Source organism: Pseudomonas sp. 14A, from assembly GCF_018132745.1.
Taxonomy (GTDB): Bacteria; Pseudomonadota; Gammaproteobacteria; order Pseudomonadales; family Pseudomonadaceae; genus Aquipseudomonas; species Aquipseudomonas mercuritolerans.
This window is the reverse complement of the sequence record NZ_JAGRQJ010000016.1, coordinates 1-26,812: the sequence shown is the minus strand read 5'-3', so window position 1 is coordinate 26,812 and position 26,812 is coordinate 1. Positions and strand designations below refer to the sequence as shown.

Below are 26,812 nucleotides of genomic sequence, written 5' to 3'. Positions count from 1 at the left end.
CGGTCAAAACAACACCTTCGCCACATCCGCAAACCGCTTGGCAAAGTGCACGGTTATCCCTTCCTTCAGATAATCCGGCAGTTCTTCAAAATTACCCCGGTTCGGCTCCGGCAGAATCAGCTCGAAAATCTTCTGCCGCCGCGCCGCGATCACCTTCTCGCGCACGCCGCCGATCGGCAGTACATGCCCGGTCAGGGTCAGTTCGCCGGTCATTGCCACGCCTTTTTTCGGCGGCTGATTGCGCGCGAGCGAGAGCAGGGCGCTGGCCATGGTCACGCCGGCGCTCGGGCCGTCCTTTGGCGTCGCGCCTTCGGGTACGTGCAGGTGGACGAAGGCTTCGTCGAAGAACTTCGCGTCACCACCAAACTGCTTGAGGTGCGAGCTGACGTAGCTGTAGGCAATCTCCGCCGATTCCTTCATCACATCGCCGAGTTGCCCGGTGAGCTTGAACCCACGATTCAAGGTATGAATCCGCGTGGCTTCGATCGGCAGGGTGGCGCCGCCCATGCTGGTCCACGCCAGACCGGTAATCACGCCGGTGCCGGACAGCACTTGTTCATTACGGAACACCGGATGGCCGAGCGAGGCTTCGAGGTCTTTCGGCCCGAGTTTGATCACCGCTTTCGGATCGTCGATCAGCTTCATCACCGCTTTGCGCACCAGTTTGCCCATTTGCTTTTCCAGCTGACGCACGCCGGCTTCACGGGCGTAACCGTCGATCAGGGCTTTGAGCGCGGTGTCGCTGATGCTCAGGCTGCCTTTTGATACGCCGGCCTTTTCCAGCAGTTTCGGCCACAGGTGACGCTTGGCGATGGCGACTTTTTCTTCGGTGATGTAGCCGGACAGGCGAATCACTTCCATCCGGTCCAGCAACGGGCCGGGGATCGAGTCGAGGGTGTTGGCGGTGCAGACGAACAGCACCTTCGACAGATCCATGCGCAGGTCGAGGTAGTGGTCGAGGAATTCGACGTTCTGTTCCGGGTCGAGGGTTTCCAGCAGCGCCGAGGCCGGGTCGCCCTGGTAGCTCTGGCCCATCTTGTCGATCTCGTCGAGCATGATCACTGGGTTCATCACCTCGACGTCTTTCAACGCTTGCACCAGTTTGCCCGGCTGCGCGCCAATGTAGGTGCGGCGGTGGCCCTTGATTTCGGCTTCGTCGCGCATGCCGCCGACGCTGAAGCGGTAGAACGGCCGGCCGAGGGATTCGGCGATGGATTTTCCAACGCTGGTTTTACCCACACCCGGCGGGCCGACCAGCAGCACGATCGAGCCGCTGATCTCGCCTTTGTACGCACCGACGGCGAGGAATTCGAGAATGCGATCCTTGATGTCGTCGAGGCCCGCATGGTGTTTGTCGAGAATTTTGCGCGCGTGCTTGAGGTCGAGTTTGTCCTCGCCGTACACGCCCCACGGTACCGATGTTGCCCAGTCCAGATAATTGCGCGTGACCGCGTATTCCGGCGAGCCGGTTTCAAGAATCGACAGTTTGTGGGTTTCTTCTTCGAGGCGTTTTTGCACCTGCGCCGGCAGGGTTTTGCCTTCGAGGCGCTGTTGGAACTGTTCGAGGTCGGCGCTGCGGTCGTCCTTGGTCAGGCCAAGTTCCTGCTGGATGACCTTGAGTTGCTCCTTGAGAAAGAATTCGCGCTGATGCTCGCCGATCTTGCGGTTAACTTCTGCCGAAATCTCCTTTTGCAGGCGCGCGACTTCGACTTCCTTGCGCAACATCGGCAGGACTTTCTCCATGCGCTTGAGCATCGGCACGCAGTCGAGCACTTCTTGCAGCTCGGGGCCGGTGGCGGAGGTCAGGGCGGCGGCGAAGTCGGTCAGCGGCGATGGGTCGTTGGGGCTGAAGCGGTTGAGGTAGTTCTTCAGCTCTTCGCTGTACAGCGGGTTGAGCGGCAGCAGTTCCTTGATCGCGTTGATCAGCGCCATGCCGTAGGCCTTGACCTCGTCGGTCGGCTCGGTGGGCTGGTGCGGGTATTCGACTTCGACCAGGTACGGCGGGCGATGGTGCTTGAGCCAGGTCTTGATGCGCACACGGCTCAGGCCCTGGGCGACAAATTGCAGTTTGCCGTTTTCGCGGCTGGCGTGGTGGACCTTGACCAGCGTGCCGTATTCGGGGAGGGCGCCGGTGTCGAAGTGGCGAGGGTCTTCCTGGGGCGTGTCCATGAAGAACAGGGCCAGGGAGTGGTGTTCGGATTTGCTGACCAGTTCGAGGGTTTCGGCCCACGGTTCTTCGTTGACGATGACCGGCAGGACCTGGGCCGGGAAGAACGGACGGTTGTGGATCGGGATGATGTAGACCTTGTCCGGCAGGTTTTGCCCGGGCAGCGCCAGGCCGGTGCCGGAGGAGGTGTGTTCGATGTGGTCGGTTTCGTAATCGTCGTGGTTGTCCGGGCGATCTTGCTGGTCGGTCATGGGGCACCTGCGCAATGGGGTATGGGGTGTTAGATGGGGCAGGGGTGGGGTGGTTTCAATGGGGCGGGTGTGTTTCTGCTTGTGTGTTCAGGGGGGGACAGGTTTTTTGACCTTGGCGGCCTTCGGGCCGGCCATGCTCTGGGTGGTCTGGGTGAATATCCGTTTCTGCGGGTGTTGCTGGTTACGGTTCCGCCCTTACGGCGGGTCACCTTTTTCAAACGCCAAAAAGGTAACCGAAAAGGCTTGCTCCTGCGTTCGGCCCTCGCAGGCTCGGGTACCTTCGCTCCGGGACTGATCCGGGCGCAGCGGCTCCGGTTTGCTTCGCTGCACCTCCTTCCGCTGTGTCTGGCTGCGCCAGACGGTCGCTGCGCTCCCACGCCCGGATCAATCCCTCCGCTCAGCCTTCCGACGTCGCCGGTGGATCAAAAGCAAGATCAAGAGCGTTACTCGAGCTTGCGCTCATTGTTGAGTGGGGCGGCTTCGCCGCGGGCAGCTGCGCTGCTTTGCTTTTCTGTGGGAGCGAGCCTGCTCGCGAATGCGGCCTGACAGCCGACCGATTTCTCTTTGCCTACACCCATTCCAATTGTAGGAGTGAGCCTGCTCGCGATGGCGACCTGGCAGTCGACCATCTAACGGATGCATTCGGTTTCCTTGTGGGAGCGAGCCTGCTCGCGAATGCGGTGTGTCAGGCACCATTACTGCCGAATGTGCCGACGCCTTCGCGAGCAGGCTCGCTCCCACAGGTATTCGCGGTGCTTGCCAAAATGCGCACACAAAAAAAGGCGATGCCCCCATGGGACATCGCCTTTTCATTACCACCCGCTAACGCTTAATCCGGCAGTTTGTACGCAATGATGTAGTCACCCATCTTGGTGCCCAGCGAGCCGTGGCCACCAACAACGAGCAGCACGTATTGCTTGCCGTCCTTGCCGGTGTAGGTCATCGGGGTCGCTTGGCCGCCGGCTGGCAGACGCGATTTCCACAGTTCTTTACCGGTATTCACGTCATAGGCGCGCAGGTACTGGTCGAGGGTGCCGCTGAGGAAGCCGACGCCGCCGGCAGTCACGATCGAACCGCCCATGCTCGGTACGCCGAGGGTGAAGCCGATCGGGATTGGCGAGCTGTCGCGGCTGGTGCCGTTCTTGCGTTTCCACACGACTTTGCCGGTGGTCAGGTCGATACCGGCGACGTAGCCCCAGGCCGGGGCCTGGCACGGTACGCCCAGTGGCGACATGAACGGGTGCATGATCACCGCGTATGGCGCGCCGGTGTTTGGCTGCACGCCCGAAGTTTCGCTCTCGCGTTTGCTGCCGGCTTCGACTTGCTCGCGTGGCACCATTTTCGAGACGAAGGCCATGTAGTTCGGGCTGGTGAACAGCAGCTGGCGAACCGGATCGACCGAGACGCCGCCCCAGTTGAACACGCCGACGTTACCCGGATAGATCAGGCTGCCCTGTTCCGATGGCGGGGTGTACTGGCCCTCGTAACGCAGCTCCTTGAACTGGATGCGGCACAGCATCTGGTCGAACGGACTGGCGCCCCACATGGCTTTTTCGGTCAGCTCCGGGGCCAGCAGGTTGAGGTCCGAACGAGCCTGGGTCGGTGCGGTGTGGTCGCCTTTCACGGCGCCCTGCGGTACCGGAATTTCCTTGATCGGAATGATCGGCGTGCCGTCACGACGATCGAGAACGTACAGGCTGCCCTGCTTGGTCGGAGCGATCAGCGCAGGTTTCACGCCGTCGGCGGTTTTCATGTCGAGCAGGGTTGGCTGGCTGCCCACGTCCATGTCCCACAGGTCATGGTGGGTGAACTGGTAGTTCCAGCGCACTTTACCGGTGGCCAGGTCCAGGGCGACGAGGCCGGCGCTGAATTTCTCTGCGCCTGGAGTGCGGTTGCCACCCCATTGGTCTGGAGTCTGGTTGCCCAGTGGCAGGTAAACCATGCCGAGTTTTTCATCGACGCTGGCCAGCGACCACATGTTCGCCGAGTTGCGGCTGTAGGTTTCGCCCGGGGCCAGAGGCTCGGTGGCGTCCGGCTTGTCGCTGTCCCAGTTCCACACCAGGTGACCGTCGCGCACGTCGAAGGCGCGGATCACGCCCGATGGCTCATTGGTCGATTCGTTGTCGGTGACGTGACCGCCCATGATCACCAGATCACGGGTGATCGCCGCTGGCGAGGTGGAGTAGTAGCCACCAGCGGTGAACGGGCCGATGCCTTGGGTCAGGTCAACCACGCCTTTGTTGCCGAAGCCTTCGCAGATCTTGCCGGTGTCGGCGTTCAACGCAATCAGGCGGGCATCGGCGGTTGGCAGGTACAGGCGACGCGGGCAGGCCTGAGCGACGGCCTGGCCGGCTTCGGAGATGACAGCGGAACCGGCGTTTGCAGACTTGGCATAGGCGGCTTCGTCGTAGTACGACACGCCACGGCAGGTCATGTGGGCGAAGCCCTTGAAGCCGACCGGGCTCTTGATCTGTGGATCGAAGCGCCAGATTTCCTTGCCGGTGTCCGGGTCCAGTGCCAGCACTTTGCTGTGCGCGGTGCAGGCGTAGACCATACCGTTGGCTTTGAGCGGGGTGTTTTCGTTGGTCAGCTCGACCGGGTCATCCGCAGTTGGCAGGTCGCCGGTCTGGATGCGCCAGGCTTCCTGCAGCTTGCCGACGTTTTCCGGGGTGATCTGCTTGAGCGGCGAGTAACGGTCACCGAATTCGGTGCGACCGTAGGCCTGCCAGTCGCCGTCCGGCATGGCCGGTGCGGTGCTGGTCATGTCTGCGGTGTCGCGGCCCAGTTCGCCGAAGGTTTCGCCCGGATGCGTGAACAGGCTGGCCAGAGCGGTAACGCCGGCCAGAATTACCGCGACGGTCAGACCGCCAGTGCCGATTTTCGCCGGGCCGTTGAGCAGCAGCGGACGACGGAACCACGGCAGGAGCATCACGAAGCCGAGGACAAACCACAGCGCCAGACGTGGCACCAGTTGCCACCAGTCCAGACCGACTTCCCACAATGCCCACACCGTGCTGGCAAACAGCACGATGGCGTACAGGCCCAGTGCCGCGCGGCGGCGCATCAGCAGCAGAACGCCGGTCAATGCGATGCCGATACCGGCCAGCAGGTAGTACAGCGAGCCGCCAAGCGTGCTCAGCTTGATTCCCCCGGCCAGCATGGCCAGGCCCATCAGTAGAAGCAGGATGCCGAGCAGGGCGGGTAGCAACCGACCCCGGCTCGAAGCACTTTCGGTGCTCATAGTGTGATTCTCCGTGACGTTTATGTAGTCCCGCGCTGTAGTCACTTTAGATGACGATTCGGCGCAGGCATGGTTCAGATAAAAACTTGTTCGGCTAACGAAATGCATTCCTGTGGGAGCGAGCCTGCTCGCGAAAGCGGTGTATCAGGCACCACTGCAGCGACTGACAGGCCGCCTTCGCGAGCAGGCTCGCTCCCACAGGGGCTAACTGTGATCTTTAGAACGACGACTGGATCTTGATCCCGCCGATCAGGGCGTCGTCGACGTCATTCACGCCACCGGGGTGGCGGATGTATTGCAGGTTCGGGCGCACGGTCAGCCAGTTGGTCACGTGCACGCCGTAATACAGCTCGGCGCTGTATTCGGTGTCCTGTGGTGGCAGGAACGCCGGATTGTCGTAGTCGTAGACGGCGTTGGCGCGGTTAGTCATTTCGGCGTTCTTGCGATAGGCCGGGTTGACGTGCACACGAGCGAGGGCGAAACCGATGTCGTCCTTGGCGCGGGCATCGAACGGACCTTTGTAGGTCAGGCCGGCCTGCACGTAGTTGTCGATGGCATTGGTTTTCTTGTCATGCATCGTCGCGTTAGCAAACAGGCTCAAGCCGCGCGAGTGGTCGCTGGCGATGCTGGTGACCTGCTGCTGCACGCCCAGCCATACGCCGTGCTTGCTCGACGCGCTGCGGTAGGCTTCGCCGCTCAGCGCTGCCGGTTGGTCATTGCGGTCTTTATAGACGTCGGAGGCCTTGGCATTGCTGTAGTAGTAACCGGCGCGGTATTCGCCCGGCAGGCCGTTGAGCTTCGGCGTCCACACCAGTTCGACCGGCAGGATCGCACCTTGCGTGCCGCTGCCGCTGAGTTTGAAACCGTTGCCGCGATCGAGGTTCGACGGGTTCTGCTCATAGGCGCCGACCTGCGCATACAGCTCCGGCGTCAGGTGATATTTGACCCGCAGCGCCCATTGGCTGACCGGCCAGTTGTACCAGATGCCGCCGACCCAGTTGCCGACCTGCGAGCCGCAGAAGGCCAGGTTCTGGAAGTCGCAGGGAAAGCTGTTGAAGTCTTCGCCTTCGCCGAAGCGGCCGACCTTGATATCGAGTTTCTGATCGAAGAATTTCTGCTGATACCACATCTGCGTCAGGCGCGTGGTCTGGCCACGGCCCCAGACTTCCTGGGCGGAAGTGAAGCCGCCAACGCGCGGGTCGTTGATGCGGTCGTTGCTGATGTTGTTGCCGCTTCGTTTGGTGATGGTCAACTGAAACTCGGCGTCGTCCCAGCCGAGAATCTTCTGCAGGTCCAGATGCGTGCCGAGGCCGAACTGGTCGCTGTAGCGCGCAGTGCGGTCGTGATCGTAACCGCCGTGCAGATTGCTGCCCATTTCGCCGGTGTAATCGAGTTTGAAGTCGTAGCCTTTTTCCGCAAGTTCCGTGCGCGTGCCGTTCCAGTCACCGAGCATGTACGGTGATTCACTGTCGAACGCGGGAGCTGCGTGGACGCAGGTGGCAAGGCCGAGGGCAGTGCAGCCGCCAAGGGTGCGCAGGGCAGAGATAGCGCTGTCCCGGGAGAAGGAAAAGTCAGGCATGTAGAAGTCTTTTTTTGATGTTTTTCAAGTGCAGGCCGAGCGCTTCAGATTGTCGCAGGCAGTGAAGCGTTTCAGCGGAAGGGCGGCAGGATAATGATCTGTTACAAAAAGACAAAGGCCTTTTATGAACATGCATCCTTTCGGATTTGGTAACAGTACGAAAAGGGTCGCAGCCTTCGGCAGCTCTCGTGTTGAAATGCGTACCTGTAGGAGCTGCGGAACGCTGCGATCTTTTGACCTTGACCTACATTTGAAAGGAAGGCCTTCCACCTGCCCGGCCCCTCGGCTAAGGTGCGCGGCTTCTGCATATCACTTCGCCCAAAGGCCCGGCATGAACGAACAATCCCCCGATCCGCTGCACGGCGTGACCCTCGAACAGATCCTCAATGCACTGGTTGCTCACTACGAGTGGTCGGGGCTGGCCGAGCGTATCGACATCCGTTGCTTCAAGAGCGATCCGAGCATCAAGTCGAGCCTGACCTTCCTGCGTAAAACCCCATGGGCGCGGGAGAAGGTCGAGCGCCTGTACGTGAAGCTGATGCGCACCAAGCGACCGCTCTGAGATGGACAGCGCGAGGCGCCGACGCCTGATCACCGGCCTGGCCGTGTTGGGCTGGGCGGGGCTGGCAATTCAGCTGTACCTGATTCTCTTCGCACGATTGAGCATCGGCGCCAGCCTGCTGGGCGGGCTGGTGAGTTTCTTCAGCTACTTCACCATATTGACCAACACCCTGGTGGCGACGGTATTGACCTGCGCTGCCACCGAGCGCGAATCCGCAGCGCGGCGCTGGTTTCTGCAACCGTGGGTCAGCAGCGGGACCGCGGTGAGCATCGCCGTCGTCGCTCTGGCCTACAGCATCCTGCTGCGGCACTTGTGGCATCCCGAAGGCTGGCAGTTTGTTGCCGATGAATTGCTCCACGACGTCATGCCATTGCTGTTTCTCGGCTATTGGTGGCGCTGCGTCCCCAAAGGCACGTTGCGCCTGTGGCACCTGCCGCTGTGGCTGATCTACCCCTTGGTGTATTTCATTTACGCCTTGCTGCGCGGACATCTGCTCGGCGCCTATGCGTATCCGTTCATTGATGTGGCGGTGCTGGGTTATCCACAGGTGCTGGCGAATGCCGGCGGGATCTTGGTGGGGTTTGTGCTGGTGGGGTTGCTGATTATCGGTCTCGACCGCAGATTGTCCGCACGAAGTTGAGATCCAGTGTGGGAGCGAGCTTGCTCGCGAATGCGGTGTATCAGTTTGCATGGATGTTGACTGACACACCGCTTTCGCGAGCAAGCTCGCTCCCACAGGGGAATTGTGGTCAGAGGAAAATCACTCCTCGTCAGAGCCTTCCGCCCGCCAGTAGCCAACCGCCTTGATGAACTGTTCGTCGAGCCCATGCTCATCGATCAGCACCCGGCGGATCTGCCGCGAGACCTTGGTTTCGGTCGCCACCCAGGCGTACAGATTGCCCTTGGGCACTTGCAGTTGCTTGACGGTAGTCAGCAGATTGTCCCTGCCACCTTCGCGCAGCACCCAGATCACATTGAACTGCGCCGCGCTCTCCAGCACTTGCTGCTCGGCACCGTTTTCCACTTCGATCACCACCAGCGCCTTGCGATTCGCCGCGAGGTTTTCGAGGCGGCGGGCGATGGCGGGGAGGGCGGTTTCGTCGCCGATCAGCAGGTAGCTGTCGAAGATGTCCGGCACGATCATCGAACCGCGCGGCCCGCCGATATGCAGGAACTGCCCCGGTTGCGCCTGCTCCGCCCAGGTCGAGGCAGGGCCGTCGCCGTGCAGGACGAAATCGATGTCCAGCTCCATTTTTTCCAGGTCGTAACGACGCGGGGTGTAGTCGCGCATCTGCGGCAGCGGGCCGTTGTCCTTGCTGGCGCCGAGTTGCAGAGTTTCCAGCGCGGCGGCCTGTTCGGCATTCTGTGGGAACAGCAGTTTGACGTGATCGTCCGTCCCGAGGCTGATGAACCCGGCCAGTTCCGGCCCGCCAAGGGTGATGCGGCGCATGCGCGGGGTCAGGTCGGTGACGCGCAGCACTTCAAGTTTGCGCCGTTTGATTTCGTGCATCACGCGGTGAATGGTTTGAGTATCGACTGCAGTCATTCGGCTTTCTCCGAGGCAGGTTGAACGGCAGGGCCGTCGACGATGGCTTTGGCGGTGTCGTTGAGCAGGTCGCGCACCCGCAGGATTTCTTCGGCGCTCCAGCGGCCGTGGTGCAGCTGCAAGGCATGGCGCAGGTTATGCACGGCTTCGTGGATTTCCGCCGGACGATCATGGCCGCGCAGCGAGCGCTTGCTGACGTCGATGCGCATGCGTACGCCGTCGAGCGCCACCGCCTGTTCACTTAAAGACAGACGACCGGCGTCGGTCACGCTGTAACGTTTTTTGCCGGCCTCGGCATCACCGGCGATCAGATCGCTCTCTTCCAGAAAGGTCAGGGTCGGGTAGATCACCCCGGGGCTGGGGCTGTAAGCGCCGTCGAACATGCCTTCGATCTGCCGGATCAGGTCGTAGCCGTGGCACGGCTGCTCGGCGATCAGCGCCAGCAACAGCAATTTCAGGTCGCCGGGGGCGAAGACGCGCGGGCCACGGCCGCCGCGTTCGCGACCGGGGCGTTTCTCGAAGCCGTCGCGGCCATCGCCGTGCTCGCGGTGTGGGGAATGATGGTCTCTCACTTATGCTTTCTCTCTCGTCGTATTTAGATACAACTTAAGATATATCTTAAGGCCTGCGCAAGACGTTTTTGACCTCGCTTCGGCTTGGGCGGACGAGCGGTGAAGGCAAAAAATAGCCGGAAAACGCTTTTTCATGCAGAAATCAAAGCGGTGACCTTAAAGTTAAAGTTATCGCTCTAGTTGTAGTTGAGTATATATTCTAATTCCTCGCAAGTTGCCGCTTTAAAGCGGCTAAGTTGCTGTATGGTTTTTTGCCTGTAACTGTGTGTAGGGCGCAACTTACAGTGAATGTTGCAAGTATCTGTTTTTTGTTCTTTTTTCTGGCGGGGTGTGGGGTTGTTTAACTACGAGTTTGTCGGAAGTTGCCTGCTTACATTCCAGAGGCAACAGTCGATGATGCCCGCCATTGAAAGTTCAAGTTGCTCCGGCGGTCGATGAGCAAAAGCGTTTGTGAACTTTCAATGACACCCCCCCTATATAAAGCAAACAGGTACTGAACGATGTTCAAGAAAATCGCAATCGCTGCTCCACTGGCTCTTCTGGCAATGTCCTCGACCGCCTTCGCTGCGGGCGAAGCGTCGCACTCCATCAGTCTGATCGCTCACGTGCCAACCAATGGTTTCTATGTCGTACCGACCGACCCGGATCTGGTCAACAAGGACCAGGACATGAGCTATCAGCCAAGCACCGGAAAAATGGCCGAAGTCAATGGTTTCTTCGATGTGCGCAATAACAATGGCTCGGTTCATGCCAGCCTCGAAAGCCAGCCGAAACTGGTTTCCGGCAGCAGTTCGATCGACCTGCAAGTAATGCTCAATAACAAGGAACTGACACTGACTCCGCAATTGGTCGTGGGTGAAGCCGAGTCTGACGTCAACTACCGCGCACCGCTGAAAATCTCCGCCAAGGGCAACAGCTTCCAGCCAGGTGATTACACCGGTTCCGTGGCGATGATCTTCGACGCCGTTCCGCCAGCACCTTGATCCCATGATCAGGCGCTAAGTGTTCTCGTTCATGCAGAACACTGACCAGTGGGGCGTACACCCGTGTCCGCCCCGCCGGATTTTCCTTCGTTAGAAAAAATCTGAGTACAAGTTCATGTTCCCGATGACCCCCATCGCGGCTGCGCTTGCGCTGTTGTTTTGTGCCAGCGCAGCCGTCGCATCCAACACCGCCGGTACCACACCACGCAGTCTGCTGGCGCAGGCAAAAGGTTTGCCCGCGGATTTCGAGGAGCATTTCTTCGATGTACCGCTGGCGGTGCGGGTCGAAGTCGATCAGCAGCCGCTGGGTGAGGCCATGGTGGTCTTGTCTCGCGATGATCGCATTACGCTTCTCGAATTCACCGACACCAGCGAAAACCGCTTCGGCCCTGCCGAGCGGGAAAAATGGGCGAGTTTTTTCAAGCCCGGCGTGCCTCTGGGGGCGTGCAGCGGCTCGTGCCCGGACCAGTTTCTGGCGGTGCATTACAACCTGGAGAACTCGCTGGTCTCGATCGCCACCGAAAACGCCGAACGCGACGTAGCGGCCAAGCGTTATTACGAACAGCCGAGCGGGGGCAGCAGCGGCCTGATGGTGCGCAACCAGCTCAATCTCAACGGTGGTCAGGATCAGGACCTGGGTGGACGTTTTGGCCTGGAAGCCAGTTCCAGCCTGGGCAACTGGAGCCAGACGCTCAACCTGCAAGTTGCCCGGCTCGGCGGCCCCGACGATAAGCTGTACCACGCCGTGCACGAGCTGCACACCCAGCGCGAACTGCAAGGCAGTTTCTTCCGCCTGGGCTATTTCACCCCCAATTCCGAAGGACTGACGCGTCAGCCGCGTACGTTTGGTACCAGCCCCGATACGGCAGTCGGTGTCATGTACGGCAGCTCCGACAGCCTCGCCATCAACAGCCCGATGCCCAGCGTCTACCCGATCTATGTAACGGCCAATCGTCAGGGGTCGGTGGAGATCTGGCGCGACGGTCTGCTGATCAATACGCAATCGGTGCCGGCCGGGTTGCAGACGCTCGACACTCGACCTTTGCCCGGCGGCATCTATGAAGTGGAGGTGCGCCTGATCGAAGACGGCCAGATCACCTCGACGACTCAGGAGTTGGTGTACAAGCCCAACAACTGGCGCAACCTCGACGAGCGCTGGCGCTATAACCTGTTCGCCGGCGAAGAAAGCAAACTGCTGAGCAACTGGGACACGCAGTCGAGCGGCAGTCCCACCGCCGGCGCGGCGGTGAACTATCTGCTGCACCCGCGGGTGATTATCGGCGCTTCGGCGCGCCAGATCCGCGAAAAACTGCAGTACGGCACGTCGATTGACTGGACCCTGGCCAACCACCTCAGCCTGTACGCCAACGTCTACAAGACCGAGGACTACGGCACCGGTCTGGATCTGCAAAGCCTTTACAACTATGGCTCGGGCAGTCTGGTGATCAGCCACAACCGCAGCTGGCTCGACACCACCAACACCTATGACACATTGCCTGACGGCACTCGTATTCGTCCGCGTAACGTCTTCGTTGGCCAGACCAGCAATTCATCGCTGGCGCTCAACCACCGCGTGAGCAGCAAGAGTTCGCTCAACGCTCGGGTCTCGCACAGCGAAGGCAATGTCGAAGGTATGGGCGTCGATCTGGGCTGGACCCAGCGCACCGTGCTGTTGGGCAGCGATGCCAGCTGGCGTCTGTCGATTTTCGATCGGCCCGGCAGTTACAGCAGCGGCGATGCGCGCAACCGCGGCGTCGATCTGAGCATCAACCTGGCACTCGGCGCGCCTGGCCAACAACTCACCGGCAGCATCGGTTCACGCACCGCTCGCGATGGCAAACGCGACAACAATGCCTCGCTCGGCTGGCGCAAGGAACTGAAGGATCACGTGCTGCAGAGCGTGTCGGTGACCGCGCTGACCGACACCTATGGCCTGGGTGTTTCCAGCCTGGCCAACTTCCGCACCGACTCGATCAACGGCGACGGCTTCATCCAGCGTTCGTCGTACAACGGCAATTTCACCGGCGGCCTAAACGTTGACAGCACCCTGGTGGTTGGCGGTGAGCAAATGCTCATGACCAGCCAGAGCGAAGTGCGCGGCGCCGGGATGATCGTTGATGTGGAGTCGGATATCGAGGACATCGTCCTGCGTGCCGACGATTACAGCGGCAGCGGCACGGCGTTGAAACCGGGGCGCAATTTCATTCCGATCACCGCCTACCAGAACAGCTCGGTGAGTTTCGATTTCGAAGGCAACGCCGTCCCGGCTGCCACCATCGAACCGGCGCGCACTCGCTATCACCTGAACAAGGGCGGGGTCGAGTACCGCAAGATTCGCGTGATGAAAACCCTGACCGTGCTCGGTCGCCTGGTCGATGGACGCGGGCAGCCCCTCAAGGGCCACCACGTGATCAACCATGCCAGCCGGGGCGTGACCGAAGTCGACGGCTTCTTCTCGATGGAAATGAATGCCGGCTCGCCGACCCTGGAAGTGCGTCAGGGCAACCAACTGCTGTGCCAGTTCCGCCTCAACGAGGCCGACCATCGCAGCGAAAACAACGTGTTGATGATCGGCGATCTGCGCTGCACGCCGGACACCCTGGCGGACGTTACCTCCACTGCACAGAAGGCGGGCTGATGATGAAGCTTTTAGCACAGGGTTGCGCACTGGCACTGGCGTTGGGGATATCCACCGCTCACGGCGCGAGTCAGGAAATTCGCGCAATGTTTCGCCCGGATCCCGCCCAGCCGACGAAAAACGTATTCGTCAACAAAACGCCGAACAGTGGTTACTGCGCGAATTACCCGAACCAGTGCGCGGAAAATGTCATGTTCAGCATTCGCGTGCCGGTGAATTTCAACGCCAGTCGTTTTCTCCTGCCTGGCGAGGGCATACCGGTGAAGGCACCTGCCAATTGGCGGCGGCTGACGGTGACCAATGCCGATACCCAGGAGGTGGAGACTGTCGAAATCCGCATTACCGGTATCGGATCCACCTATCGCCTGAGTCAACCGGCCAAAGAACTGACGGGGGCTGACGATGACCTCGAAGGACACCGTGCGCTGTGGACAACCAGCAGTTGGGTGAACGCCGCCGCGCCTTGCCTCTTCAGCGGAAATCTGCCCTACGGTCCCAGCCACTACGGTTTTTTCTGGAAAACACCGGTAGAAGCGCGCTGCACCAAATATACGGCGTTCATGATTCCGACCATATCGTTCGAAACTCTGGATTTTGCCTACGAGTTGCGTACGCCGAATCCGCTGAACATGTCTTCAGGTTTGTATACCGGTTCGATGTCCTACAGCATCGGACCCGCTGGCGACTTCGATTTCGGCTCGGTGCTGCGCCCGGACGATGCCAGCCTCAATCTCGACTTCGTACTCGACGTACAGCACACCCTGAAGATCGATCTTCCGCCTGGCGCCAACAACGTAACCCTGGAGCCGGCGGGCGGCTGGGCGTCCTGGCTGGACAGTGGGCGCAAACCGACGCAGGTTTTTCGCGATCAGCTGTTCTACATCTCAGCGTCGTCGCGCTTCAAGGTCATGATGCTGTGCAACTCTCCCGGAGGGAACACGTGCAGATTGGGCAGTGCTGAGGGCAACACCACAGATATCCAGGTCTGGATGTCGTTGCCTCCCGGCATCAGTGGTCCTGGCAGTCCCGGCCAGACGGTCACCCGTCATCGTTTGAACTTCAACACGTGGGCCGGTCCGTTCCAGCCAGGTCTGTATGTCGACCGCAAGCCCGGCACTCTGCATTTCGACATGACCCCATTCGCCATCGATTTTCTGCTCAGACCCGGCGTCGCCGACAGGCTGCGCGGCAACGTGACCGTTATATGGGATTCGGATGTATGAGCACGTCAGACAGGGCCTTTTCCAATCCAGTGGAGTTGAAACAATGAATCGCAGTTTGCTGCTGAGCCTGCTCAGCTTGTTTTGCCTGACGGCGCAGGCCGGGCCGCAGATCAATGTCGGCACGGTGTACGACTATCTCGATGCCGATAAAAGCACCTATCTCAAACGGGTCTTCAACAGCGGCGACGCCACGGCGTTCGTCAAGATCAATGTCCTGGAAATCGTTTACGGCGCCGACGGTACGCCGCAGGAAATTCCGGTGGTGAACGCTGCCGATGGCGCCTCGCGAAACGGCCTGATGGCCAGCCCGGCACGGCTGATCGTGCCGGCGCAGGGCATGCAGGGCACGCGTCTGCTGTACATGGGCGCTCGCGATAAAGAGCGTTATTTTCGCGTGCGCTTCGTACCGGTGGTACCGGAAAAGGAAGACGACTTCGTGGTCAGCGGCGAAGAGCGCGACGAATACAGGAAATCACTCTCGGCGGGCGTCAACGTCATGACCGGGTTCGGCACGATCTTCTTCGTGCGGCCCAGGGATGCGCGTTTCGACACGGCAGTCAATGACACCGAGAACCGCTACGAACTGCGCAACAACGGCAACACCGTGGTCATCGTCGACGAGTTCAAAAGCTGCTCGCTGAGCAAGGAAAGCGACTGCGGGGCGACCACCAAACATCACGTTCTGGCTGGCAAGACGTTCGCCTTCGACAAGGAGAAGGGTCGCGAGTACCGCTTCTTCCTGATTGAAGGCAACGCCAAAAAGACCATGAAGATCGCCAGCCGCTAACACGGTTTTCCAATGACGCACCGGGTAACCAAAATGATCAAGCAATCTACCGCGCTCGTGCTGCTGGCCGCCGCCAGCCTGAGCGGCAGCGAGGCCTGGGGAGCGCGAGAAGAGCACACCTTCGAAGTGTCGCTGACCATTCCCAGCCGCCCGTTCTATGTGATTCCAGCAGAGCCGGACTGGATTCACCGGCCCCAGCAACTGTTCTGGGATTATCCGAAAGCCACGCTGGGCAGCCTGGAGAAGAATTTCGATGCACGCCATGACAGCAGCGCCATTGATGCCCGCCTGCTGCTTGATCCTTTTCTGGAAAACGGCAGGCCGGGAGAGATTATCCAATTGCGGGTCACGTTCAACAATGTGGAGTTGAGCTCTCACGTCCTTCCGCGACAAGTGCTCTCCCGGGAGGAGGCCGCCGCCGGCAAGCGCGTCGCGCTGAAGATCGAGCCGGTCGAGCCCGTAGGCGGATACCGTTCAGGGAACTATTACGGCAACGTACTGCTGATGTTCAGTGCCAGTACGCCAGGCGCTGAGTAATGAACATGACTGCAAAACCGATCAAACCGCTGTCAAGGCCTGCGATTTACGGTTTGGGCCTGACGCTTGCGTTGAGCATGGGGCAGGCGCAGGCGGTGAACCAGGAGATCCGCGCGCTGTTTCAACCCGACCCTGCGCAACCGAGCAAGAACGTGTTCGTGAACAAGACTCCGAATAGCGGTTATTGCGCGAGTTATCCCGGTCAATGTGCGGAAAACTCGGTGTTCAGTATTCAGTTGCCGGTTCGATTCGACTCAAAGTCCAGTCTCCCGCCTGGCTGGGATGTGGGCATAAAGGTGCCGGCCAACTGGCGCCGATTGACCGTGACCAACGCCGAAACGATGGAGACCGAAACCGTTGAGGTGCGTATTACCGGCATCGGCTCCACGTATGTCCTGAGTCAGCCGGCACACGAGCTGGTTGGTGTGAGCGACGTGCTGCGTGGCCATCAATTGCTGTGGAGCGGCAGCAGTTGGGTGTACGCACCCTCGCCCTGCCGCTACAGCGGTGTCGGTTTCTTCTCGCCGAACAGTTACCGGTTTTTCTGGAAAACGCCTGTCGAAGCGCTGTGTACCAAGGCGACCACGGCCACCATTCCGTCGATGTATTTCGACACCCTCGACTTCGCTTACGAATTGCGCACGCCCAATCCCCTGGGTATGTCTTCGGGCCTGTATACCGGTTCATTGACCTACAGCATGGGGCCCAGTGGCGATTTCAGCTTCGGATCGCAATTTCAGCCGGACGATGATCGCGTCACGCTGGATTTCGTACTCGACGTACAGCACACCCTCAAAGTCGACATTCCGCCTGGCGGCAATCAGGTTGTGCTGCAACCCCAGGGTGGATGGCAGTCATGGCTGGACAGCGGTCGCAAGCCTGTGCGGCTGTTTCGCGATCAGACCTTCCTGATTTCCGCGTCGTCCAGATTCAGCATGAGTATCGAGTGTGAGCACGACCTTGGGTTTGGCTCCGGCTGCGGCATCGTCGACCGCGAGTCGGGTTACGCCGGCGCGGTAGACGTCAGTGTCAGTCTGCCCAGCGGCCTGACCGATAGTACCGGTCAACCGGTCAATCGGTACCCGCTCAAACGCCAGGCCAGTGCCGCGTTTCAACCGGGCATTTATCTGGATCGCAAGCCGGGAACGCTGCATTTCGAAGTAGGGCCGACGTCCACCAACTGGTTGATCATCAATGCCAAAGGCCGACCCTTCAGAGGCAATATCACGGTGATCTGGGATTCAGAGGTGGACTAGATGGATCAGACCGGCCAGCCTTCGAAGGCTGGTCGGTCGGATATGTGCGGTTTTACAGGGCGGCTCTGGCCATCGCTTCGCGGGTCAGGCGGCGTGACAGCTCGTTGCGCTTGTAGCCGATTCCGTTCAAAAGTTCCTGGTAACGTTGCTGGCTCATCGGGACTTCGTCGAACAGCCCGGGTTCATCGGCAATGTCCAGCTGATCGGCGAGTTTCTGCATCTTTGCGGCAAGTGTATGCGGATTGGCTTGCCCGTTCGGGTCAGCCCATTCGGCTTTGGCCTCGCGCAGCTCATCGAGCAGGCCTTCCATGGGCTCGAAAGTCCGATCATTGAGTTCGTAGAGTTCCGGGTACGTCTTGCGCAGGTGGTCAGCCCAAAAGTTGTCCGAGTCCAGATCGAGCATGGCGTTGACCAAGCCATCGCCTTGTTCACCCTGGATGATTCTTGCGTAACTCGCGTCGACCTTTTCCACGGTAACGCCGGAACGCGGGCGGTACAGCATCTGGTCCGACTGCCATGGCAACTGCAGCCGTCCCGCCAGAGCAGTCTCGTACACCATGTGAACCTCGACTTCGTCGGGCGCCAGATTCTTCGGGTCGCTGGCGTTCAACGCCTCCTGGGTCTTGTATTCGAAAGCGGCTTCATCGGCCACTTTGTTCAGACGAGCCGCACCACGGGCCAGGCGTACGAGCCTGTCCTCCAGCATGGCCGGTGAGGTCGACTCCGTGTAGGCCTTTGAAACCAGCACTTTCATTCCCAGCGAGTTGAACAATTGCGCGCCCAGATCACCGCGGTCCTCGGGGGAGACGATCTGCTTGAACAGGGCCTCGCGCAATTTGGCGTCGACAGCGGCCGCGTCGACCATTTCCCAGACGCGCTGGGTCAGGCGCCGGCGTCCTTCATCCGTGTGGTAATCGGCGCTTTCGCGCTGTTTGCGGATCACGCTGAAAAAACCAGCGGAATCGGGCTCGGCCATCAGATCGTGCCACGACTCCTCGCGGTACCTGCTCAGTGAACCTGACGGGCTGAAGTCGATGGAATTTCGCGGAAATGTCTTCCAATGGAGGAGCTCGTCGCTGGCGGCCGGCAGGTAATCCTGTACGGCACTGAAACCTGCGGACTCACGGTATTTGCCGTAGCGAATGCGGTCGTCGGGCGTGAGCGATGACGGGTCCAGGCGTGACCGGCTCAGAATTAACTCCTGATCGGACTTGGCGGCGACTTCCGGCAACGTGTCGACGTTGGTTCCGCGCATGTCCAGCGTGAAGCTGCGCGGTCGTTGTTTCGGCGTGCTGCCAACTTCGAACAACCCTTCGGGCCAGGCCTTGAGACGGGTATCTCGCAGATGCAAGTTCGTCAAATGATCCATCCGGCTGACGTCAGGCGGTATTTGCAGGCGGTTGCCGTTCAGATTGAGGGTGCGCAGTCGGTCCAGCGCGCCCAGGTCCTGGCGCGACTCGGTGGTCAGCCGGATAGCGTTGTCGGCCAGATCGAGTTGTTCCATTTGTCGCATCAGCCCAAGAATCGAAGGCAGCTCCTTGAGCTCGCATTGGCGCGCACTCAACTGGCGCAAATTGGGGAAGGTGCTAAGCAGGATGCTGGGGTCTGGCGGCAGCCTTGCCCGATCGATTTTCAGTGCGGTAATGCGATCGAAATAGGGCTTCATTTTTGGACGTCTGCGCAGGTCATTCCACCAGTTTTCCAGCTTGTGATTTTGAAGGTCGGACGACAGATCCAGGGTGTAGCCCTGGTCGGGGTGGACGCTGCGCTCACCGAAAATCTCGCTGTTTCGATCAAAACATTCGGTCAACCGATCCAGAATAAACTGCCCACCTTCGCGCTGGAATTCTATTGACAGATGAGGGTGCCCTGTTTCGCCGTCGCGTTCGCTGTAGCCGTCACGCCAGTTACGCAGCTCGCTCTGTAATTGGTTGCGTTCGCTTTCGAGTTGGTCGATAGCTTCCAGGTGTTTGCCTCGGCGCGTGAGTGTTTCGACAAACGCAGTGACCTCCCTCTCGTTCATCAACGGGTAGAGTTCACTGATTCGTTGCTCCGGTGTCGGGCTACCAAGGAAACGTGGCCAGCCACGCACCAATCGTTCGGTTTCATGGGGTATTACCGGGCGGATGGGCGGCTCGGCCAGCGCGATACGCCGTTCGCTCGGCAGTGCGCAACGGTCCATGATCCATAGCTTGAAGCCCTCGCCCTGGCCGCGCCGAAGTTCGATGCTCGCCAGGGCTTCGTCCGGCAGCGCCTGCAGCAGCGATTCGTAGAAATCAGCGTTGGCGTGGACGCTGCGGCCGTCAACGTCGAGTACTTCGTAGCGGCCCTTCTCATCGCGGATCAGGCGCCGCACGTTTGTCGCGTCTTGCGGTCCGGCACTGCAGCGCAGTGGTCCTTCAGGGCTGCCGTCACGCACCTCGATATGCAGATCGGCAAAACTGTCGCTATTGATTTTCAAGGTGTTGAGTGCCAAGCGTTCGCTTTGCGCCGTCGTCGGCCCGTCGCCATAAAAGCCCTCATAAGCGCGGCTGGTCGAGGCCTCGAAATCCAGTTCACGGGCCTCGGTTTTCAAGCGCAGCGGCAAGCGGTGCTCCTCACGGATTGTCTGCAGCTCGGCAGGACGGGCACGGGCCACGACTTTTTCTGCCAGCGGCAGCGGCAGTTCGGGAAACACCTGTTTGACCGTGCGCAGCTCATCGCTCGTGCCGCGCTCGCCCGCCTGATAAACATGCCGGGCTACGTCGTTGCGGCGTTTTTTGACCGCGTCCGCGAGTTGATTGCGCAACGCTGGCACGCGTTGTTCCGGGGTGAGCATTGGCCCCAGCAGACTGTTCAGTTCCTCCTCGCGTAGAAAAGCCGTGACCCGTTCCGGCAACTCACCGGCGTTGAGGTCGGCGAGGCTGATGCGCAGGGTGTCGCTCTGCTGGGCAAGCGGGTTGCCGTATTTGCGCGAGTAACCGGTCAGCTCCTGGTTGGCGAATACTTCCAGTGCGCGCGCCGGTGGCCAGCCCGGCAGGCTGGTCAGTATCGGCTCCAGCCACACCGAGTCGGCGTCAATTGCCTGACCGTTGCGTATGCTCGCTGTGGCGTTTCGCACCTGCTCTCGAGCGCTGAAGCGTTTGACCGTATCGGCCAGCAATGGCGGTGGCGGATTGTTGTCCAGATGCATGCGCCGCAGTTCGCCGTGGGAGGTGCCGCTGGTGCGCTGAATCTGTTCCAGTTGCGTCGGCGTGAAATTGTCGACGCTGTGACCCAGGCGGGGCATCAGTCTGGCGTCCGGCCAGTCCAGTGGGTTCTCCGCTTCGTGCACCCACGCGCCATGACCATTGTGTTCGACCTGCGGCTGATAAGCATTGGCACGGCGCGGGTGCTGGATGCGGTGCGTGTTGACAGCCGGGTCGGTCGACGCCTTGTCAACGACATACAGCTTGCCTTCCAGCGGCAGGACCTTTCCGCTCGGATGCTGATGCAGGCCGTGTCGATCGGGTCTGGATTGCGGCTCCAGGGCCAGGTCGTTGCGCGCATACGGGCTCAGATCGCGATGCCACAGGCTCGGTCTGCCATCCGGCAACTCGACCGGCCGCGTGCCTTCGACCAGCGGCGACAGCTTGATTTTGAAGGCGCTGCCGATTTGCCCTGCGGCGCCGAACGCAGCCAGTTCGATGACGCTGGTGACCACGCCAATGACATGGTCCGCCGCTTCCTGCCACAGGCCTTCGGCGAGATCGACAACGCCCTCGATGACTTCGGTGGTCAATTGATAAGCGGTGTAGGCCATCATCAACTCGCCAAGCCCGGGCACGAACGGGGTGGCGATCAACAGCGCAACATTGAAGATGTCCGAGACGATTTTCTTGAAATTTTCCCACCATTCCCAGCGCGCCTTGCTGTCGGCCGCCGCCGTGGACACGGCAACTTCCCTGGCGTCATTGAGGATTTTGTTGAGCTTTTGCTCGTACGCATGGCGCCAGTAATTGCCTCGCACCGGCAGATGATTGAATTGCAGCCTGGGCTTGGCAACAGGCGTTTTGCGCCAGGGTGGGCGCTGATCGTTCGGGGCCGTTCGCGGGTGATAGCTGATAGTGAACAGGCGTTGCTCGAGCAACGCAAAGAAATGCCCGCGCTGCTGTTGGTCGACGAACTGGCTGAAGAATTGCCGGTAGGTCTGCCGGGTTGCGTGACTGTAGCGGTCTTCACGCAATTGGCGGGTCAACTCGTCCCTGAAGGCACCCAGCGAGTCGTAGTCCTTGAGCGGATGATCAGGGTCATGCGGAACGTAGACGATAAGCCTTCGCTGACCCAGGGAGGCACGAGCGCCGTGCACCATCAACAGTACGCCGGTCAATGGCGTTTCAAGCATGGACAGGTCGCAGCAGCGAATCGGGATACCATCGAGCAACGCCCGCGAATCGCCATCGATCAGCTTCAGAATCATCTCGTAAGCATCGTACTGAATGTCCTGCCTGAGCATGGCCATCAGCGCGGCAGCGGCGAGGGCATCTTTTTGGGCGGCCAGCACCCGTGCTTGCAGAACACCTTGCGCGAGCGGCTCGGTGGGCAACAGCAATTGCTCGAGATGGGTTTTGTACTGTCCACCGAGGTCCAGATCGCGGCATAACGTCTGGAACCGGGCGATGGACATCTTGTTGGCGATGGGCAGCACATCGAAAAGTCCTCGGGCATCGGGTTTGCTGATATACGCCGAACCCTGTTCGACTTGTTCATGGCTGGCAAAATTGTGCAGGGCAGCATCCAGCAACGACACGGTCCGACCAGTGGTGCCTTCGGAAATATTGATCGTGTACCAGGGCAGCTTTTTTGATTGATACAGAAGAAGGTACGTATTGCGCACATCCGGCTCGATGCCGTGGCGTTGTTTGATCAGCGCTTTCAACAACGGCTCGGCAAATGCGTAGAGGTCGGTTTTCGCCAGTGCATGATCGACGCTGTTCTGTGATGTCCAGGCCTTGAGGTTGGCGGCAGCAAGCTTCTCCATCGAGCCTGCGCCCACGTTCGTGTACCAGGGCTCGACGTTAAGAGGTGTTGCCGCCAGGGCTTGGCCCCGACTGACGGTGGCGTTTTTGAACGGTTCGCTGACGGCAGATTTGATGAACTCGTAGTGTTGCCCTTTGTCCGTTGGTTCGGCGGGCAGGGAAGCAGTAGGCATGGCCAATCATCCTTGATTGTTGGGGAGTATTCAGCCTACTGCCGCATGAGCAAAACAAAAGTTCAAAGATCGGGAGCTATCGCCGCGGTTGACGTCGGATCCGACCAAAAATCGAATGGAAAAAATACATCAGTACCACCCGGCGCTGATGGAAAACGGCACCCTGAGCCGTACGCCGCCTGAAACGATTGGTTACTTGAGCTCGGGCATCGCGTTCTCGGCCATGGCCACGCTGGCGGTTTGCACCGGTCGGCACTGCGAATCGCTGCCCGGTTGCAGATACGGCGTGAGAATCGGCGCCATGCCCTTGAGCACTTGTGTGGGCAGGGCCGAGGTGAACTTGAAGTTCTCCGCCGAGCGCCCGGGCACGAACGCGGTGAGGGTGCCGAAATGGTGATCGCCGATGTAGAACACAAATGTCGCCGTGCGGTTGATCGACTTCGAACTGATGATCCGCCCGCCGGAACCGATCGCCGCGATGCGGTTGTCGCCGGTGCCGGTTTTGCCGCCCATGGCCAGGGGTGTGCCGTCGGGCAATTTGAAACTGCCCGACAGGCGTTTGGCGGTGCCGGCATCGACCACTTGCGACAGCGCCTCGCGCATGGCCCGGGCCACTTCCACCGGCATCACCCGTTTGCCCACGTGCGGGTCGTTGATCAGCCTGGTTTCATAGGGTGTACCGGCAGCGAAGTGCAGGCTGTCGATGCGCAGCGTCGGCATGCGCACGCCGTCATTGAGGATGGTGCCGATCAGTTCGGCAAGCGCGGCGGGGCGGTCACCGGAGCTGCCGATGGCGGTGGCCAGTGACGGCACCAGGTGATCGAACGGGTACCCGACTTTCTGCCAGCGCTGATGAATGTCGAGGAAGGCTTCGATCTCGAGCATGGTGCGGATACGGCTGTCGCGCGCTCCCTTGTGGCGACTCTTGAACAGCCAGCTGTAGACTTCCTGGCGCTCGAAATGGCTGGCCTTGACGATCTCGCTGAAGGTTGCTTCCGGGTGATGCAGCAGGTAGCCGATCATCCACAGGTCCAGCGGATGGACCTTGGCGATGAAGCCCTGGTCGGGCAAATCGTAACTGCCGGGGCCATAGGAATCGTAGAGGCGGATCAAACGGTCGTCTGTGAGTTTTTCGTTGAGTTTGGTGCCCTTGAGGTGCGAGCGCACGAAGCGGTTGAAGTCTTCCTGGCTTGCCTCGGGCAACAGATAGCGATGCACGGCGGCCATGCGAATAGGCGTCGGGCGCATGCTGTCGAGGAAGGTATCGAGACGCGCCTGGGTATCCTTGTTGCGGTACTTCTTCCAGAACTTGAGCAGGAACGAGGTGCCTTCGCGGTCAGCGAAACTGGCCAGATACTCCTGACGGCGCGGATCGCGATCATCCTTGAGCAATTCGGCGTTGGGGCCTGAGTAGGTGGTGTAGCGGACGATGTCGCGCATCAGCCGAATGAACGGCAGGTTGATCGACTCGCGCAACGAATCGCGCAGGGTCGGCAGGCGACCGTTGTCCTCTTTGCGAAAGTTGTGAAAGGTGTGCAGCCCACCGCCGGTAAAAAACGCCTCGCCGGGGCTCGCCGAATATTTGCGGTCCAGCGCCGCGCCGAGCAGCTTCGACAGGTCGTGGTCCTTGTTCTGGATCAGGTAGTCGATGACCCAGCGGCTGAGGCGATCCTGATCCGGCACTTCGACTTTTTTCAGTTGCGGTCCGCTCATCGCGCCGTATTTGTCGTGCAGCTCGGCGACGATTTGCAGGTACGTGGTCAGCACACGCATTTTCGCCGTCGAGCCGAGTTCGAGCTTGCTGCCTTCGTTGATGTCGAACGGCTGGTCGGTGCTGTCGGTCTGCACGCGTACGCGCGAGCCGTCCGGGGTCAGTTCGAACAGGGTGAAGCTGTAGCGTACTTGCGTGGTGCTGGTCGGCGTCAGCAGGCGTTCTCCGAGCAGCCCGATTTCTGCGGCATAGGCCGGGTCGGCGAGTTTTTTCAGATAAGCCGTGGCCTGCGTTTGCAGATCGCCCTGCAGGGTGCTTGTGGCCGACAGGTCGAGGCGATCGAGGTCGTACAGCGGGCGATTGAGCATGCTCGCCAGACGACTGCGGGCGACACTGATGCCTTTGTTGGTTTCGATCGGCTGCATGGTCGGTTGGGTCTGCCAGTCGCGATACGTCACGGTGCTCGCCAGCGCAGCGTCGGCGAGGGCGCTATCGATCACGCCATTCTGCTTGAGCAGGCGCAGATGGCTGTCGGTAAGGTTGGCCAGTTCCTCGCGGCCCTTGGTCAGGTAATGCGAAGGGCGGCGCTGGGCGATCATCAGCGAGAGCATTTCGCGCAAGGCCAGGCCTTTGGCGGCCATGGTCTGCGGGTCGGTCTTCGCGCTGTTCAGTTGCTCGTTGGCCTTGTTGAAATCGCTGCCGTACCAGACCCGCAAACCTTCGGCCATGCCGTGCACTTCACCGTGGCCAGGTACCGCCGAGAGCGGCACGCTGTTGAGATAGTCACGCACGATGTTCTGCCGCGAACCTAGAGTCTCTGGGCCATCCTGGTAGGCGCGCACGCTGGCGGAAATCATCTGGCGGATCTTCTCCGCGCCGGACACGGTCAGGCCATCGGGCGAGTGGCGATACTTTTCCAGTTGCGTCGCCAGGGTGCTGCCGCCGGCCGATTGCCCGGGCAGGCGCAGCAGCTTGGCCACTTGCGACCATGCCGCCATACCGAAGCGCGGCCAGTCCACCGCCGGGTTGGCCAGCGGTTGTTTCGGGTCGAGGAGAAAGCGGTTTTCGATGAACAGCAGGCTGCTGACCACCACCGGCGGAATCGCCGCGAAGTCGGCATACAGTTGCTGCGGATAGTTGTATCGATACAGCGGCGCGCCTCGGCAATCGGTGATCGACAGCCCGGCCTGGATCTTCTCCGAATAGGGCACGAACAGGCCTTTATCGGTGTAACCGAGCAGGGCGGGGGAGAAGCGCGTCTGCTCGGTAATCACATAATTGCGCTTGAGCAGGCGCGGCAGGAATTCATCGAGCGAGCTGTAACCCAGGCGCAGATCGAACGGGCCGTTGCCCGGATAACGAATCGCTTCACTGGGGCCGGGTTCAAGCTTGTAGGTCAGCGAAGCGGCGTACTGGCTCAGCTCCCGGGCCTGGAAGCGCGAGGTGCGCATTTCCTTGGACGCGGCGAGTCCCACCACCACCGCAATGATCAAAAACAGCAACCAGAAAGCCTTCCACCCGTGCCGCTGGCGACGGGGTTTTTCAGGGACAGGCGCTTCATTCACACTTTCAGTCTGAACCACGGTTTTACTCGAATCGGTTTGCCACAAAGCGCCCATAGTCGACTGATCCATTCACGCAGATTGATCGGACTTGTCTGAAGCTTAGACGGTGGTTGGAGCCGGTGAAAAAAATGTGAAGAGCGGAGGATGCGGATTGCCTGAATAAAACTGGAACACACCCTGTGGCGAGGGGATTCATCCCCGTTGGGCTGCGAAGCGGCCCCAAAAGCTGCTGGCACGGTTTCTACAGGTACACCGCGTGTATGGAGGTTGCGACTGCTGCGCAGCCGAGCGGGGATAAATCCCCTCGCCACAAAGAGGCTGTTCACATCGGGGCATGTTGTCTGTGTGAGGAAAGGATTCAGGTGGCTAGCAGATTTATCCGTCATGCGAGGACTCCCCGTGGCGAGGGGATTCATCCCCGTTGGGCTGCGAAGCAGCCCCAAAACCGGCCAACACGGTTTATGCAGGCCCACCGCGTGTCAGCGAGTTGCGACTGCTGCGCAGCCGAGCGGGGATAAATCCCCTCGCCACAAAGAGGCTGTTCACATCGGGGCATGTTGTCTGTGTGAGGAAAGGATTCAGGTGGCTAGCAGATTTATCCGTCATGCGAGGACTCCCCGTGGCGAGGGGATTCATCCCCGTTGGGCTGCGAAGCAGCCCCAAAACCGGCCAACACGGTTTATGCAGGCCCACCGCGTGTCAGCGAGTTGCGACTGCTGCGCAGCCGAGCGGGGATAAATCCCCTCGCCACAAAGGATGCTGTTCACATCCCCATGATGTGTCTGTGCGAGCAATGGACTCCCTGTGACTAGCAGATTTATCAGTCATGCAGGGATTCCCTGTGGCGAGGGGATTCATCCCCGTTGGGCTGCGAAGCGGCCCCAACACCTGCTGGCACGGTTTCTACAGGTACTGCGCGTGTATGGAAATTGCGACTGCTGCGCAGCCGAGCGGGGATAAATCCCCTCGCCACAAAGGATGCTGTTCATATCCCCATGATGTGTCTGTGCGAGCAATGGACTCC

General features: G+C 60.2%; 15 protein-coding genes and 1 pseudogene. 8 read left to right on the top strand and 8 right to left on the bottom strand.

What is annotated here, in order from left to right; translation table 11 throughout:
* Positions 1 to 3: 3 nt before the first annotated feature.
* From lon to PS14A_RS19985, 3 genes are all read right to left on the bottom strand, one after another.
* Entirely contained in the window at positions 4 to 2,418 is a 2,415-nt protein-coding gene (lon, locus tag PS14A_RS19995; protein ID WP_024014191.1) for an endopeptidase La, read from the bottom strand.
* Positions 2,419 to 3,247: 829 nt separating this feature from the next.
* On the bottom strand, positions 3,248 to 5,659 hold the full coding sequence (locus tag PS14A_RS19990) for a glucose/quinate/shikimate family membrane-bound PQQ-dependent dehydrogenase (RefSeq protein ID WP_212617060.1): 2,412 nt from the start codon (positions 5,657 to 5,659) through the stop codon (positions 3,248 to 3,250).
* Positions 5,660 to 5,876: 217 nt separating this feature from the next.
* Positions 5,877 to 7,238, bottom strand: coding sequence for a carbohydrate porin (locus PS14A_RS19985; RefSeq protein WP_212617059.1), 1,362 nt, complete (start codon positions 7,236 to 7,238; stop codon positions 5,877 to 5,879).
* Positions 7,239 to 7,569: 331 nt separating this feature from the next.
* Here PS14A_RS19985 and PS14A_RS19980 point away from each other — a divergent pair, with 331 nt between their 5' ends.
* Both PS14A_RS19980 and PS14A_RS19975 read left to right on the top strand, forming a co-directional pair.
* Entirely contained in the window at positions 7,570 to 7,800 is a 231-nt protein-coding gene (locus tag PS14A_RS19980; RefSeq protein WP_073473244.1) for a VF530 family protein, read from the top strand.
* Position 7,801: 1 nt separating this feature from the next.
* Positions 7,802 to 8,440, top strand: a complete 639-nt coding sequence (locus PS14A_RS19975; protein ID WP_212617058.1) for a Pr6Pr family membrane protein — start codon at positions 7,802 to 7,804, stop codon at positions 8,438 to 8,440.
* Between the two features lie 9 nt (positions 8,441 to 8,449).
* Here the strand turns inward: PS14A_RS19975 and PS14A_RS26850 are convergent.
* The 3 genes and pseudogenes from PS14A_RS26850 to PS14A_RS19965 form a co-directional block, all read right to left on the bottom strand.
* A pseudogene (locus PS14A_RS26850) lies at positions 8,450 to 8,536 on the bottom strand (metal ABC transporter ATP-binding protein); the annotation flags it as partial.
* Between the two features lie 24 nt (positions 8,537 to 8,560).
* Positions 8,561 to 9,346, bottom strand: a complete 786-nt coding sequence (locus tag PS14A_RS19970; RefSeq protein ID WP_212617057.1) for a siderophore-interacting protein — start codon at positions 9,344 to 9,346, stop codon at positions 8,561 to 8,563.
* Complete coding sequence (locus PS14A_RS19965) at positions 9,343 to 9,918, bottom strand: PadR family transcriptional regulator (RefSeq protein ID WP_130909644.1); 576 nt, start codon at positions 9,916 to 9,918, stop codon at positions 9,343 to 9,345. The genes PS14A_RS19970 and PS14A_RS19965 overlap by 4 nt, the downstream gene beginning before the upstream one ends.
* 500 nt (positions 9,919 to 10,418) lie before the next feature.
* On the opposite strand from PS14A_RS19965, the gene PS14A_RS19960 reads away from it, so the two are divergent.
* The 6 genes from PS14A_RS19960 to PS14A_RS19935 all read left to right on the top strand — a co-directional run bounded on the left by PS14A_RS19960 (position 10,419) and on the right by PS14A_RS19935 (position 17,342).
* A complete protein-coding gene (locus tag PS14A_RS19960; RefSeq protein ID WP_130909645.1) occupies positions 10,419 to 10,901 on the top strand; it encodes a CS1 type fimbrial major subunit in 483 nt (160 codons plus the stop codon).
* Between the two features lie 115 nt (positions 10,902 to 11,016).
* Positions 11,017 to 13,539 (top strand): CS1-pili formation C-terminal domain-containing protein, encoded by a 2,523-nt coding sequence (locus PS14A_RS19955; protein ID WP_130909646.1) that lies wholly within the window; start codon positions 11,017 to 11,019, stop codon positions 13,537 to 13,539.
* Positions 13,540 to 13,625: 86 nt separating this feature from the next.
* Positions 13,626 to 14,762, top strand: a complete 1,137-nt coding sequence (locus PS14A_RS19950) for a hypothetical protein (protein WP_249121371.1) — start codon at positions 13,626 to 13,628, stop codon at positions 14,760 to 14,762.
* A 43-nt stretch (positions 14,763 to 14,805) separates the two neighbouring features.
* Complete coding sequence (locus PS14A_RS19945; RefSeq protein ID WP_212617056.1) at positions 14,806 to 15,549, top strand: molecular chaperone; 744 nt, start codon at positions 14,806 to 14,808, stop codon at positions 15,547 to 15,549.
* Between the two features lie 33 nt (positions 15,550 to 15,582).
* Positions 15,583 to 16,086, top strand: a complete 504-nt coding sequence (locus tag PS14A_RS19940) for a CS1 type fimbrial major subunit (protein WP_178083615.1) — start codon at positions 15,583 to 15,585, stop codon at positions 16,084 to 16,086.
* 77 nt (positions 16,087 to 16,163) lie between these two features.
* The gene (locus PS14A_RS19935) at positions 16,164 to 17,342 is read left to right on the top strand and encodes a hypothetical protein (RefSeq protein ID WP_212617139.1); all 1,179 of its coding nucleotides are present in this window, start codon (positions 16,164 to 16,166) and stop codon (positions 17,340 to 17,342) included.
* Between the two features lie 52 nt (positions 17,343 to 17,394).
* On the opposite strand, the gene PS14A_RS19930 is transcribed toward PS14A_RS19935, so the two are convergent.
* Together PS14A_RS19930 and PS14A_RS19925 are read right to left on the bottom strand one after the other, a co-directional pair.
* Complete coding sequence (locus PS14A_RS19930; RefSeq protein WP_212617055.1) at positions 17,395 to 22,512, bottom strand: DUF6543 domain-containing protein; 5,118 nt, start codon at positions 22,510 to 22,512, stop codon at positions 17,395 to 17,397.
* Positions 22,513 to 22,704: 192 nt separating this feature from the next.
* Positions 22,705 to 25,842, bottom strand: a complete 3,138-nt coding sequence (locus PS14A_RS19925) for a transglycosylase domain-containing protein (protein ID WP_212617054.1) — start codon at positions 25,840 to 25,842, stop codon at positions 22,705 to 22,707.
* Positions 25,843 to 26,812: the final 970 nt, after the last annotated feature.

Coding starts and splice junctions, on each gene's coding strand:
- PS14A_RS19930 (WP_212617055.1), bottom strand. CDS start 22,512: ATGCCTACTGCTTCCCTGCCCGCCGAACCAACGGACAAAGGGCAACAC.
- PS14A_RS19990 (WP_212617060.1), bottom strand. CDS start 5,659: ATGAGCACCGAAAGTGCTTCGAGCCGGGGTCGGTTGCTACCCGCCCTG.
- lon (WP_024014191.1), bottom strand. CDS start 2,418: ATGACCGACCAGCAAGATCGCCCGGACAACCACGACGATTACGAAACC.
- PS14A_RS19980 (WP_073473244.1), top strand. CDS start 7,570: ATGAACGAACAATCCCCCGATCCGCTGCACGGCGTGACCCTCGAACAG.
- PS14A_RS19945 (WP_212617056.1), top strand. CDS start 14,806: ATGAATCGCAGTTTGCTGCTGAGCCTGCTCAGCTTGTTTTGCCTGACG.
- PS14A_RS19985 (WP_212617059.1), bottom strand. CDS start 7,238: ATGCCTGACTTTTCCTTCTCCCGGGACAGCGCTATCTCTGCCCTGCGC.
- PS14A_RS19925 (WP_212617054.1), bottom strand. CDS start 25,842: ATGGGCGCTTTGTGGCAAACCGATTCGAGTAAAACCGTGGTTCAGACT.
- PS14A_RS19955 (WP_130909646.1), top strand. CDS start 11,017: ATGTTCCCGATGACCCCCATCGCGGCTGCGCTTGCGCTGTTGTTTTGT.
- PS14A_RS19940 (WP_178083615.1), top strand. CDS start 15,583: ATGATCAAGCAATCTACCGCGCTCGTGCTGCTGGCCGCCGCCAGCCTG.
- PS14A_RS19970 (WP_212617057.1), bottom strand. CDS start 9,346: ATGACTGCAGTCGATACTCAAACCATTCACCGCGTGATGCACGAAATC.
- PS14A_RS19935 (WP_212617139.1), top strand. CDS start 16,164: ATGGGGCAGGCGCAGGCGGTGAACCAGGAGATCCGCGCGCTGTTTCAA.
- PS14A_RS19975 (WP_212617058.1), top strand. CDS start 7,802: ATGGACAGCGCGAGGCGCCGACGCCTGATCACCGGCCTGGCCGTGTTG.
- PS14A_RS19950 (WP_249121371.1), top strand. CDS start 13,626: ATGTTTCGCCCGGATCCCGCCCAGCCGACGAAAAACGTATTCGTCAAC.
- PS14A_RS19960 (WP_130909645.1), top strand. CDS start 10,419: ATGTTCAAGAAAATCGCAATCGCTGCTCCACTGGCTCTTCTGGCAATG.